The sequence below is a fragment of the Siphonobacter curvatus genome (genome assembly GCF_002943425.1).
Classification (GTDB): Bacteria; Bacteroidota; Bacteroidia; order Cytophagales; family Spirosomataceae; genus Siphonobacter; species Siphonobacter curvatus.
Map to the genome: position 1 here is coordinate 122,511 of NZ_PTRA01000003.1, position 12,667 is coordinate 135,177.

Annotated in this window: 13 protein-coding genes; 7 read left to right on the forward strand and 6 right to left on the reverse strand. The window is 47.1% G+C overall.

The window, feature by feature from the left end:
- Positions 1-188 precede the first annotated feature (188 nt).
- Complete coding sequence (gene adhP, locus C5O19_RS17550; protein ID WP_104714704.1) at positions 189-1,223, reverse strand: alcohol dehydrogenase AdhP; 1,035 nt, start codon at positions 1,221-1,223, stop codon at positions 189-191.
- Positions 1,224-1,479: 256 nt separating this feature from the next.
- Between adhP and C5O19_RS17555 the strand changes: the two genes are divergently transcribed.
- Positions 1,480-2,499 carry a J domain-containing protein gene (locus tag C5O19_RS17555; RefSeq protein WP_104714705.1) on the forward strand — a complete coding sequence of 340 codons (1,020 nt, stop codon included), beginning with the start codon at positions 1,480-1,482 and terminating at the stop codon, positions 2,497-2,499.
- A 50-nt stretch (positions 2,500-2,549) separates the two neighbouring features.
- Here C5O19_RS17555 and C5O19_RS17560 read toward each other — a convergent pair whose 3' ends face one another.
- The 3 genes from C5O19_RS17560 to C5O19_RS17570 form a co-directional block, all read right to left on the reverse strand.
- A complete protein-coding gene (locus C5O19_RS17560) occupies positions 2,550-4,106 on the reverse strand; it encodes an Rne/Rng family ribonuclease (RefSeq protein ID WP_104714706.1) in 1,557 nt (518 codons plus the stop codon).
- Between the two features lie 393 nt (positions 4,107-4,499).
- Positions 4,500-5,336, reverse strand: coding sequence for a tetratricopeptide repeat protein (locus C5O19_RS17565; protein WP_104714707.1), 837 nt, complete (start codon positions 5,334-5,336; stop codon positions 4,500-4,502).
- 199 nt (positions 5,337-5,535) lie between these two features.
- Positions 5,536-5,859 (reverse strand): HU family DNA-binding protein, encoded by a 324-nt coding sequence (locus tag C5O19_RS17570; protein WP_255157790.1) that lies wholly within the window; start codon positions 5,857-5,859, stop codon positions 5,536-5,538.
- A gap of 279 nt (positions 5,860-6,138) precedes the next feature.
- Here C5O19_RS17570 and mutY point away from each other — a divergent pair, with 279 nt between their 5' ends.
- The 4 genes from mutY to C5O19_RS17590 all read left to right on the forward strand — a co-directional run bounded on the left by mutY (position 6,139) and on the right by C5O19_RS17590 (position 9,718).
- Positions 6,139-7,206 (forward strand): A/G-specific adenine glycosylase, encoded by a 1,068-nt coding sequence (gene mutY, locus C5O19_RS17575; RefSeq protein ID WP_104714708.1) that lies wholly within the window; start codon positions 6,139-6,141, stop codon positions 7,204-7,206.
- Positions 7,207-7,291: 85 nt separating this feature from the next.
- On the forward strand, positions 7,292-7,780 hold the full coding sequence (locus C5O19_RS17580) for a single-stranded DNA-binding protein (protein WP_104714709.1): 489 nt from the start codon (positions 7,292-7,294) through the stop codon (positions 7,778-7,780).
- Between the two features lie 124 nt (positions 7,781-7,904).
- The gene (gene gldE, locus C5O19_RS17585) at positions 7,905-9,293 is read left to right on the forward strand and encodes a gliding motility-associated protein GldE (protein ID WP_233207828.1); all 1,389 of its coding nucleotides are present in this window, start codon (positions 7,905-7,907) and stop codon (positions 9,291-9,293) included.
- A 38-nt stretch (positions 9,294-9,331) separates the two neighbouring features.
- Positions 9,332-9,718: a Dabb family protein gene (locus C5O19_RS17590; protein WP_104714710.1), complete on the forward strand. Its 387-nt coding sequence runs from the start codon at positions 9,332-9,334 to the stop codon at positions 9,716-9,718.
- A 71-nt stretch (positions 9,719-9,789) separates the two neighbouring features.
- Here the strand turns inward: C5O19_RS17590 and C5O19_RS17595 are convergent, their stop codons facing one another.
- Complete coding sequence (locus C5O19_RS17595) at positions 9,790-10,605, reverse strand: glucose 1-dehydrogenase (RefSeq protein WP_104714711.1); 816 nt, start codon at positions 10,603-10,605, stop codon at positions 9,790-9,792.
- Between the two features lie 26 nt (positions 10,606-10,631).
- Entirely contained in the window at positions 10,632-10,823 is a 192-nt protein-coding gene (locus C5O19_RS17600) for a hypothetical protein (RefSeq protein ID WP_104714712.1), read from the reverse strand.
- Between the two features lie 249 nt (positions 10,824-11,072).
- Between C5O19_RS17600 and C5O19_RS17605 the strand changes: the two genes are divergently transcribed.
- Entirely contained in the window at positions 11,073-11,582 is a 510-nt protein-coding gene (locus C5O19_RS17605; RefSeq protein WP_104714713.1) for a hypothetical protein, read from the forward strand.
- Positions 11,583-11,656: 74 nt separating this feature from the next.
- Positions 11,657-12,598 carry a hypothetical protein gene (locus C5O19_RS17610; RefSeq protein WP_104714714.1) on the forward strand — a complete coding sequence of 314 codons (942 nt, stop codon included), beginning with the start codon at positions 11,657-11,659 and terminating at the stop codon, positions 12,596-12,598.
- Positions 12,599-12,667 lie beyond the last annotated feature (69 nt).

Below are 12,667 nucleotides of genomic sequence, written 5' to 3' on the forward strand. Positions count from 1 at the left end.
AGTTCTGAGGATTGAAACAAGCGTACCAGCGGAGATAGTTCAAATCGGGCTAGTTTTGGGATGAATGGTGAATCCTGAGACTGAAGGGTTTTAAGCGAGTGTGCTTCAACCAGCTGTAACAAAAAAGAGCTAAACCTTACGAAAAAGTTTAGCTCCTTGGCAGGTAGCGTACGCTGATAAACCTAAACTTAGGCCGAAGCGATTTCCATTACCATACGGCCTTCAATCGCTCCTTTTTTCATTTGATCGAATACGTCGTTAATGGATTCCAAAGGGGTAGTATGCACGGTCGCCCGTACTTTTCCTTCGACGGCAAACTCGATGGCTTCCTGGAGATCTTTACGCGTACCGACGATAGAACCGCGAACGGTAATACGTTTCAAAACGGTTTCAAAAATGGGTAAATCAAAGCTTCCGGGAGGTAAACCGTTTAATGCGATGGTACCTTTTCTGCGAAGGGCTGCGATGCCCTGCCGAAAGGCGATGGGCGAAACCGCCGTAACTAGTACGCCGTGCATGCCGCCCGCTTCCTTTTGCAGGTATTCGCCCGGATCCTGCGTTTTCGCATTGACTACTAAGTCGGCTCCCAGTCGTTTCGCTAACTCTAATTTATCGTCCGCTACGTCAATAGCCGCGACGTGCATACCCATGGCTTTCGCGTATTGCACGGCTACGTGGCCCAGACCTCCAATTCCCGAAATAGCCACCCACTCACCCGGTTTGGTTTCGGTTTCTTTTAGCCCTTTGTACACGGTTACGCCGGCACAAAGAATAGGAGCCATCTCAATAAAGTTGACGTTCGAGGGGAGCTTCCCTACGTATCGGGCATCGGCAATGACGTATTCGGCGTAGCCACCGTCTACACTATAGCCGCCGTTTTGCTGACGCTCGCAAAGCGTTTCCCAGCCAGTAATGCAATGATCACAGCAACCACAGGCACTATAGAGCCAGGGTACGCCAACGGCATCACCTTCTTTAACGTTGGTAACATCCGGCCCTAAGGCTACGACATAACCGACCCCTTCATGTCCAGGAATGAGCGGTAGCTTGGGTTTCACCGGCCAGTCGCCATCTGCGGCGTGCAAATCAGTGTGACAAACGCCACTAGCGATTACTTTAACTAAGATTTCGTTACGACCGGGTCGGCGAACCGGCATTTCTTCAATGGATAGGGGTTTCCCGAATTCACGGACAACCGCCGCTTTCATAGTAAGGGGTAACATAGAAAACGTGTTTAGATAGATGAAAGAATACGAGTGAACGAAAGGATCGATCGTTCTTCAAAGGAAAAGCATAAGCTCTACTCCTTACATCTTCAATCCTATCATAAAAACGAACGATTCTATCAAGGTGAAGCGTGATCCCGCACGATTGGGGAAAGGCCTTCTTATGGTGCTACGATTTTTAAAGGGCAATAGGCAGGCCCTATTCTTTTGGAGGAAACTCTTGCCGTACTTTGCAGCTTAATCAGATTCACGCGTGGAAAAGTTAATACCGACTCCTGGAAAAGCGACGCTATCCGACGTTCAGGAAACGTTTCAGAAGTACCTGCAACGAATCGAGCAGCTACGGCAGGACCTCCAGAATTACGAAAGCTGGGAGGCAATGGCCCGTGAACGGGTGAAGCAGGAAATTCTACCGCTGGAAGAAGCCGTCGTAGACGCTCACGTCCGCCGGGTGCATCTTTTCAACGATGCCTATCATTCCAAAGCCTTCAAAAAAGCGGAGAAAGGAGCTTTACAAGCGTTTATTATTCAGGAATCGGCGGTACTCATCCGGCGGTTTGGGCGGGAAGACCTGCGGGCCATCTACCATGAGCATACGGGCCAGGAAACCAAAGCCGAGAAGGACCGTCTCGAAGAATTAAAAGAGCTATTTTCTCAGCAGTACGGTATTAGTTTTGAAGGGGTTCGCCTCACGACTGAACAGGAATTAAGGGCTTACGTGGCCGAGCAACTGGCGAAACAGCAAGCCCGACAAGAGGAGAAACGACAGAAACGGGCGGAGAAAAAGGAAAAACGAAAGCAGAAAAAGGCGGTACAATTACCCGAAGTTGTACCGACTGAACTTATACCGCTGCGTAAACTATACATGAATCTGGTGAAACGCCTGCATCCGGATCGCGAGCGGGACGAAGGCCAGCGGGAGCATAAAACCCGGCTGATGCAGGAGCTTACGGAAGCCTATCAGCAGGGCAACTGGTTTGCTTTGCTGAAATTGCAGAGTGAACAAACCGAGGCTAGTGTGACGGACGATTTTCAGGAAATGGCCGCCTACAATCAGGCTTTGAAGAAGCAGGCTGATCAGTTACAAAGTCAATTGAACGAAGTACGTAAGAGTGATTTTCAGGCCCGCTTTGTGGCAGAGCCCCGACAGATGGATGCCAAGTTTGCTCAGGAAATTAAACGTCTGAAGGCTACTGTTGAGCAATTACAGGAGGAATTAAAACGCAGCCGAAATCCAGCGCATTTGAAAGATCTGATTCGCAATTATGTATAGAAAGACAAAAGGCCGGGATCAAGCGATTCCGGCCTTTTGTTTCTATGCATTTATCCGTGTACCTCAATCGGCTCACCGGATTTATTGTAAAAATGAAATTCGGTTACTCCCAGCGAACTGTCCTGTACCAAATTTACCCAGGTTCGGTATTTCAGCCACCACTTCATTCGGCGAGACGGAAAACCGCTCATAAAGTATGAATAAAGGTAGGGGTGGAGCATGATCCGTAGCCCTTTTTCATTTTGCTTACTGAGTATGTAATCCAGATTTTGTTCAACAATGTCTGAGACTGCAATACTCGCCGTAATCTTTCCCGTTCCACCGCAGGTTGGACAAACTTCCTGAGTCTGAATGTTGAGCTCGGGCCGTACCCGTTGCCGGGTAATCTGCATAAGACCAAATTTAGTGAGGGGCAGAATGGTGAATTTCGAACGATCGAGCTTCATTTCCTCCCGCATCACGTCGTAAATCTGCTTCTTATTCTCGGGCTTTTTCATGTCAATAAAATCAATGACGATGATGCCACCCATATCCCGAAGCCGCAACTGACGGGCAATTTCTTTGGCTGCTTCAATGTTTACATTGACCGCCGTATCTTCCTGGCTTTCTTCCTGATTGGATTTATTACCAGAGTTTACATCAATGACGTGTAAGGCTTCCGTATGGTCGATGATCAGATAGCCGCCGCCCGGTAAACTTACCGAACGCCCGAAAAGCATTTTAAGCTGCTTTTCAATGCCGAAATGTTCGAATACCTTGTTTTTCCCTTGATGGAATTTAACAATATTCTGTTTTTCGGGAGCAATCTGGGTAACATACGAACGAACCTCTTCGTACATATCCTTATTGTCGAGCGTAATACTGTCGAAGTTATCGTTCAGCATATCCCGCATAATCGACGTAGCCCGGCTCATCTCACCGATGATTTTATCACGAGGCTTAGCATCCCGGAGGGCTTTCATCCCCGCATCCCACTTGGCCAAGAGGCTTCGCAGGTCGAGTTCAATTTCCTCCGATTCTTTTCCTTCGGCAACCGTACGGATAATCACACCGAAGTTAGGCGGTTTGATGCCCTGTACGAGTCGATGAAGGCGTTGACGTTCCTGTTTGCTGGTGATCTTTTTGGAAATGTTAATCGAATGCCCAAACGGAACAAGTACCAGAAAACGGCCTGCAATGGAAATGTCGCAGGAAAGTCGAGGACCTTTGGTTGAAATAGGCTCTTTAACAACCTGGACTAAAATAGGGGCATTTTTGGTTAAGACTTTATCAATCTTGCCATGCTTGTCTATTTCAGGCTCCATTTCGAACCCATTCAGCATGCCATCATTCACGCGTTTAGCAATTACATCTTTCGTGTACTTGTTAAGTGAGTTGATGTTATGCCCCAGGTCTAGGTAATGAAGAAAGGCATCTTTCTCGTACCCAATATCTATGAAAGCGGCATTGAGCCCGGTGACCAGTTTTTTGACCGTTCCCAGGTAGATATCGCCCACAGAGAAGTGCTCTTCTGACTCTTCAAAGTGATATTCAACGATTCTTTTGTCCTGCAAAAGAGCGATTCTATCACCTTTGGGAGTCGAATTGATAACTAATTCATTGCTCACAGGTGATGCTCAGAGGGTTTAGAGTAAACCCATAAGAAACGCTTCCAGCGACACGAAAGCGATGCTGACTTAACTTTTCTTATTCATTTACTCGGTTCGAACAGAATTGGGTGAATACACAAAAAGGCTGTAACCCAATCGGGCCAGCCCAAGGAGTGAAAAATGAAAAGTCAAAAAGTGAAAAGTGAAAAAACTGCACTTTTCACCTTTCACTTTCCACTCGATGTTATTTCTTCTTGTGTCTGTTCTTTCTCAGCCGCTTTTTACGTTTGTGAGTAGCGATTTTGTGGCGTTTACGTTTTTTTCCGCAAGGCATAATTGAAAATGAGTTTAAAAGTTGTCGGTTCGTAGGCATCAGTTGATCACCCAGAAACCAGCAACCGAGTTAAAAAATTACTTTAACTGCTCCAGGTATTCCCGGACACCCGCCTGAATAGACGGGTCAGTTTCTTTCTTCCGAACCTCTTCCAGCAGAGGTTTGGCTTTTTCTTTTTGGCCCGTTTCAGCGTAGCAGATGCCTAGATAAAACATCGTGCGGGTACTGTTGGGGTGAGTCCGCAGGATTCGTTCGAAACGTCCAACCGCTTTCTCGTACTGGTTGGAACGCATGGAAAGAATGCCCAGGTTGAACAAGGCAGGTTCAAAGTCCGGGTCCTGCTCCAGAAGCTCGCGTAACATGCCAATACCCTGCATCGGGTTCGACGTGGATACGTAAGTCATGGCCAGGTTGGCTTTTGCCTGCAGCAGGTTCGGATTCTGGTCCAGGGCTTTCTGGTACCAATCCCGCGTTTGCTGACCTAGCGTTGCCGCTTTATCTGAATCAAGGGCAAACGTAAAGGCTTCGTAATACCGATCGCCCGCTTTCAAGTAGCGTTCGACCGTCGGTTGGAGTCCAGCCATTTCTCCGGCGAAATACGCTGCACTGTCAAACCGGCTCACTTGAGTAAAGAGTTCCGCCAATTGCTCGCCGGCCCTAATGCGTTCGCTCGTGGAGTGGTTGGTACTTTCGAAAATCTGACGGGCTCCGTCGATGGCTTTACGTTGTTCAGCCGGGACGGGGGGCAGATGAGTTTCAGCGGCCGGAGCTGAGGGTTTGGACGCTTCTGACTGCGTTGGTACTTTATTCTCCGTGGCTCGTTTATCATCCTTCACGGCTACTTTCGGCAGACTATACAGCCCGCCAATTGAAGCAACAGCAACAACGATAAGGGTAATAAATGATTTCTTCACGGGAGCAATGATTTTAAAAATTTGAGACTAACGATTAGCGAATACGATTCAGCAGATAGAGAAAGTCACAAATTCAACACTTACCAAAGCAAATCAATTCATTGGGTACTTAAAAAATCTGGACAGGAGGGCAGAAAGAAAGTATAGCATGATTGTTAGCCTTCTTCCTACCCTGCATATCCGGAGCTATACCAGCGGCTTAAACGGCTTGGCTAGCTTTTTCAGAAGTTTTTACTGATTCCGTAAATTCTTTAGCGGGCTTAAAGCTAGGAATGTAGTGCTCGGGGATTTCCATCGTCGTGTTTTTAGAGATGTTCCGTGCTACTTTCTTCGCCCGCTTCTTATTCACGAAGCTGCCGAAACCGCGAACGTATACCGGCTCACCATCCACGAGAGCTTCTTTCACTACGCCAAAGAATGTCTCCAGGCTCTGAGCTACATCAGCTTTGTCAATGCCGGTCTTTTCGGCGATTTTTGCGATCACGTCTGCTTTGGTCACTTGGGTAAACTTTAAAAGGTTTATAATGATTTTTAATTGAGAAAGTGCCTAAGGCTCAAAATTTTAGAGGCACAAAAGTACGGGTTTGAATTCATTTGCAAAACAATTATTGAGAAATGTGGTCAATATTTTTTTTGTAACCGACTCGTATTTAGCGAATTATCCCTCTTTTTGTGACGAAAACTAAGTGCGTAGAGGGCCTTGCTTTTCCTCGTTTTTGTCACTTTTACCTCACTTCTGCCAGTCTGTCGGCCCTCGTAAAGTGGCTTGATTCTTTTAGTTTCTTCTGCTTTACACCCTGAGATGACCAACGATTTTTTTGCTCCCAAACTACTGGCTTGGTACGAACGCTACGGCCGCGATTTACCCTGGCGGCATACCACCAATCCCTATCACATCTGGCTTTCGGAAATCATCCTCCAGCAAACGCGGGTCGTGCAGGGAATGCCTTATTACTACCGCTTCATCGAAACGTTTCCAACCATTACGGACCTGGCCCATGCCGACGAACGGGAAGTACTACGCCTTTGGCAAGGACTCGGTTATTACTCAAGAGCCCGAAATCTGCATCGCACGGCTAAAATCGTTGTGGAAGACTACGGCGGCATTTTTCCTACTACGTACCAGGAGCTACTCAAACTCAAAGGAATCGGACCCTATACAGCCGCCGCCATTGCCTCCTTCGCCTTCTGCGAAAAAGTGGCGGTACTGGATGGAAACGTGTACCGGGTGCTCTCGCGTATATTCGGGATCGAAACGGATATTACCAGTCACGCCGCCAAAGCCCAATTTACCCAACGGGCGAATTCCCTGATTTCGGCTGAGCATCCGGACTTATTTAATCACGCCATTATGGATTTCGGTGCGACCCAGTGCGTACCCGTTTCGCCGCAGTGTATGTTTTGTACGTTTAATCAGGTTTGCGAAGCGAATCTGACGGGACGACAGAGTCAACTTCCCGTCAAAGCGAAGAAGGCGAAAGTACGCGACCGTTTCTTTCACTACATAGTATTGGAAGACGAACAGGGCCGACTAGCCATGCGTGAACGGACTGGAAAAGACGTCTGGACGAATATGTTTGATTTCCTGCTGATCGAAGACGAACAACTGCTGGATTGGGAAACGCTTAGTCAACACGCGAGTCTGCAACCCTTACTACCGGAGTTAGTACTGCTGGAGGAGTCGCCCGTGTATACGCACGTACTCTCGCACCAACGTATCGAGACGCGTTTTTGGCATTTGAAAGTAACCCGACCGCTAGCCTTACCTGAACCTTTGCATTGGTATACCCCAGAGGCAATTGATCAGTTGCCTAAATCGGTATTAGTACTTAAATTTATTGATCAGTGGGTGAGTAAAATAACTGATTGATCAGGAGGATAGTACCCGAAAATTTCGCTTTGATTTACCCGGGAAATTTCGTAATTTCACATTCAATCCTACTGACTATTTTAACATGGCACGGACGTTCAATAAAGTAATTTTAATCGGTAATCTCGGGCGTGATCCCGAAACACGGACACTTCCCAGCGGAGCTAAAGTAACGGAATTTAGTGTGGCTACTACTGAATCGTACACGACCCGTACGGGCGAAAAAGTAGAACAGACGACCTGGTTCCGGGCAGAAGCCTGGGAACGCCTGAGCGACATCGCTTCTCAGTATTTGAAAAAAGGAGATCAGGTGTATTTAGAGGGCCGTTTACGGATGGAAGAGTTCACTGACAAAGAAGGCAACACCCGTTCAGCGTTACGTTTACGGGTGATGGAACTTAACCTGATGGGTAGCGGTGGCCGTAATGAAGAAGGTGGTTTCACGCCAACCACGGCTTCGACGAGTAGTACGCCAGCTCCGACGGCAGCAGCGACGCCCGCAGCTCCCCGGCCGACTACGCCGGTGACTCCTGCTTTCAACAGTGGCAGCGACGAAGACGATTTACCCTTCTAGGCATTAAATCTGCTTGCCATAATTAGTACATATCCGTTAATCCTGATTGTTTTGCAAATCGGTCGGGGTTAACGGATTCAATTTTTTGTTACCTTGGCTTACGTTTCACCAAACGCTTCCTGACTTGGAGCCACATTTGCTCACTGAATCCGCTCTAACCCTGGGCGATATTTTAGACCCATTCCCTATTTGGGCACCTCTCGCCAACGCGGTAGGTGCCGGATTCTACATCAGCAACGGCCTTATGCTGTTGTTATTACTAGCCGCCTCGGCTTTAGCTGCCGGTTCAGAAGTAGGCTTTTTTTCCCTTTCACTCGACGCTCGTAACGAAATTCGGGATAGCGACAACGCCGCCGAACGCCGGATTGCCAAATTGCTCGATCATCCGCAGTTGTTACTGGCGACGCTGCTCATCTTCAAGAATTTACTCGACATTACGCTGGTTACCTTGACCTCCATTGCTACCAAGGAAGCCCTGGGTGAAGGGGTGGCGGCCTGGGTCGGTGTAGTGATTCAAACCGTTGGGGTAACCTTTCTGATTGTATTTTTCGGTGAATTAATACCCAAAGTTTGGGCCAATCAGAATCCGATTCGCTTTCTGAAGATTACAGCTCCGGTGATTGAAGCGGCTCAGTTTCTCTTTCGACCGATCTCGGTACCGTTGATGGGTATTTCCAATATCATCGAAAAACGGGTTCAACGGAAAGGCTATACTATTACTGCCGAAGAACTCAGCCACGCCCTGGAAATTACAACGGGAAAGGATACGTCTTTGGAGCAAAAGGAAATCCTGCGGGGAATTGTTAACTTCAGTAGCATCTCGGCCCGACAGATCATGCGATCCCGGATGGATATTACTGCCTTCGATATTGAGCTGGATTTCCACGAATTGATGGATAAAATCAATAAGTCGGGTTACTCGCGTGTACCGGTCTATCGAACGTCGATCGACAAGATTGAAGGTATTCTGTACATCAAGGATTTGTTACCGCACATTGATAAAGACGAACATTACGAATGGCAGGCTAATGTAAGACCCGTCTACTTTATTCCCGAAAGCAAAAAGATTGACGATTTGCTCCATGATTTTCAGGAAAAACGCGTCCATATGGCCATTGTCGTCAATGAATACGGCGAAACCGAAGGACTGATTACGCTCGAAGATATCATTGAAGAAATTGTAGGGGATATTCGTGATGAGTACGATGAAGAAGAAATTCAGTACACGAAGATTGATGAAAACACCTACGTGTTTGAGGGAAAAACGTCTCTCAACGATGTAACCAAGGTGATGAACATGGGGATCGACGTCTTTGGGAACGTACGCGGCGATAGCGAATCGTTAGGCGGATTGTTACTGGAATTATTTGGACGTCTACCCAAAGTAAATGAAGAGGTCATTCATGACGTATTCACGTTCCGGGTACTCGCCGCTGATCAGAAACGAATCAAGAAAGTTCGCGTTTCTATGCAACGAAGCGAAATCAAGAAACAGGATCGTAATTTAGATTAGTAGCTTAATTCAGTCAAATTCTATCATAACCTCAATCCATGGATCGTCGATCATTTGTGAAAAATGCCTCCGTTGTTGCGGCTGCCGGTGCAGTACCCCAGGCCGATGAAAAACTAACCTTTGTTCACCACGTATTTTTCTGGTTGAAAAACCCGAAAAATAAAGCCGAGCACGATCAGTTACTGAATGCCCTGAAGAGTCTGGGTAAGCTGTCCGTGATCAAACACGCGCACATTGGTAAGCCCGTCGTTACCGAATTCGATAAGGCGGTAACGGATGGTACCTACAGTTTCTCGGTCATGCTGGTCTTCGCCTCCGCTAAAGACGAGCAGACTTACCTGGTACACCCCGAACACAAAGCTTTTATCGATAAGAACAAACATTTGTGGAGTAAAGTAGTCGTTTACGATTCACAGTTGATCTAATCCATAGTCAGAGAAAAAAAGAAGGGATGCCCGTTTGAGGCATCCCTTCTTTTTTTCTCTCATGAAAGGCATTAACCATTGTCTGCAAATTCTGGATATAGCATCATACCTCCATCGATATAGATCGCTTCTCCGGTAATATAATCCGATTCGTCCGAGGAGAGCCATACGGCCAGTTTAGCCACGTCTTCCGGTTTACCAATGCGTTTGTACGGAATGAGATCCATCAGAGCGGGCATCTTTTCGGGATCACTCCACACTTCCTTATTGATTGGTGTTTTAATGGCTCCCGGGCTAATGGCATTTACCCGAATTTTCAAAGGAGCCAGTTCCTGAGCGATAGACTTCATGAACATCAGTACACCACCTTTCGAAGCCGCATAATTGACGTGTCCAGCCCAGGGAATCATATCATGAACCGAACTCATGCAAATGATTTTACCAATAGCGTTGGCCTCTTGGGAAGGATTCGCTTCGGCCTGCTTCACAAATTGACGGGCCGCCAGATTTGAGCAGATGAACTGGCTGGTTAGGTTAGTCGAGATGACGGCTTCCCACTCATCAAGGGTCATTTCCAGAAAAGGAGCATCAACCTGACGACCTGAGTTGTTAACGAGAATATCCAGCTTTCCGAAAGCTTCCAGCGTTTTATCAAACATTTGCTTGACATCTTCTTCTTTGCTTACATCCGCTTTCACGATAATGCCCTTGCCGCCGAAGGCTTCAATCTGAGCTAAGGCATCTTCTGCACCTTCTGATGTTTTATGATAGTTGATGACAACCGAAGCACCTTCACGGGCCATTTCAATAGCGATTGCTTTTCCAATGCCGGAACTAGCACCCGTAATCATTGCTACAGAATCTTTGAGTCTTTGATAGGAAGCCATAAGTAGTAAGTAGGATAATAGTAAAGCTAATTATAATAGGTTTCCGTTAAACGGCGAGCAGGTACTTGACGCCAGGCCCATCGCCGGGCCAATTCGCTGGCCATCTTGATAGCTTCAGCTGGACTTCGTCTACCGCCTCGCATTAAACGTTTGGCAATCAGTAAGGCACGCTCCCGAGTCGTGGGCGAAAGAGTTCCTAACATTTCTTCTGATTTCATAGCTGTTTTGGGTTTTGGGGAGGATGAAAGAAAGTTTTGTGCCGGGTAGAGAAGGGGTAAACCCGTTCAAAGCATGGGTAGTCATTTCCCCAAAAACGTTATATAAAGCGGTAGGCACCTGAATTTCTTTGATTAAGAGAAGAAAAGGACAACGGCATGAAAATTGTTAGTAAATAACTAGCAGATTTTCATTTATCAATGGTGATTAAATTAGTACAATCGTTGATTACTTGTTAAGATGAACTACCCATGAAAAAAATTCTTATCTCTCTATTTTTTGTGAGCTGTACGACGCTGGTACATGCTCAAATTAAAGATTGGGCCTTGGGTCTGAAAATTGGTCAGCCTACTGGCCTCAATATCCGAAAATACGGTGACCGTAATGCCTTTGATGTGAATATAGGTACCTACGGAGGGCTGTTTGGTGGTACGAGCGATTATCGGAAAGGTAGGCTTAAAGGCGTTGGGTTTGCCATCAATGCCAATTATCTCTGGTACGCTCCCGCATTTAATGAACGAATGTCGCTTTACGGAGGCGTGGGGGCTCAGCTAACGTCTCGGAATTATTATCCCGACATTACTAGTGATGCTCATGACCGAAGCATTGGCATTGGGCCTACCGTAGTGGCTGGGGTCGAGTTTCTTTCCAAGCGAAGCCCCTATTCCCTTTTTGTGGAAGGAGGATTGTATGCCGAATTACTTCCGGCTTTCTTTTACTTGAGTCCTCAGTTGAACGCGGGTCTGCGTTATAATTTCTAACATCCAACCAACTACCCTTGCACTAGCCTTATTAACTACCCACAGAAACCGCTAGTGCGTTAATTGAAATAGCTATGAAACGTCACATCATTTTACTAGGAGCTTTGGCTACTGGACTATTTTTAAGTTCATGTGCGGGACTGGATAACTTCTCCAGTAGCCTTAAACGCGGTGATTCAAACCGTACCGCCTACCGCGAAAATCGGGAAAAACAGGAGCGACGCGAGGAGAAAGAAAAAGATCGCCGTCAGGAAGAACGGGAGGAAAGAGAAGCCCGTCGCGATGAATCAGACATGGACCGTTACCGGGATGAAAGAAGAGATAGCGATAAAAAGTACGAGGAGCGGAAAGATGAGGATAAAAAATACGAAGAACGTCGGGATGAAGACCGGAAAGACGAAGATAAAAAGTCAGATGAACGCAAAGATGATGAACGTCGGGATGACCGGGAGCGTCGGAATGAGGATCGGAACTTCTTCCGGAGTGAACGTCGTGACCGGGATGAAGTAGATCGTTACCGGGATGATGATCGTCGCTACGAAGACCGCTCTCGCCGGGATCGTTACAATGATGATCGCGATGACCGGGATCGCCGCCGCTATGATGATCGGTACAGTGACGATCGCAACAGCCGTCGGTATGATGACCGCGACGACCGTTACCAGGATGAGGATTGGGATCGAAGCTCCCGTCGTTCGAACCGCCAGGATTCTGGCGAGGAACGTGAGAAACGCGAATTAGCCGAACGACTCGACGACCAGATCAATGAGTTGAACAATCGAATTGAGTCTTTAGACGAAAAGCAAAAAGGCGAAACCCGTCGGGAACGCCGTCGTCGGGAGGCCATGCGAGAAGACTTACAAGAAAGCCGTTCGGAGCTTTTCGAGAAGTACTATAGTATCAACCAGTCTTCGGGTCGTGAGTGGAGAAAAGCCAAACGCGACGTTTCGAAATATATGGATGATCTGGATGATAAAATTGAAGATGCCCGTAGAAGCTTGAGACGGGAAAAATAATCTACAACTTTTCTAGTAACGAAAGACCCGCTCAGCGGGTCTTTCGTTTATAACATTCTGATTAATAAG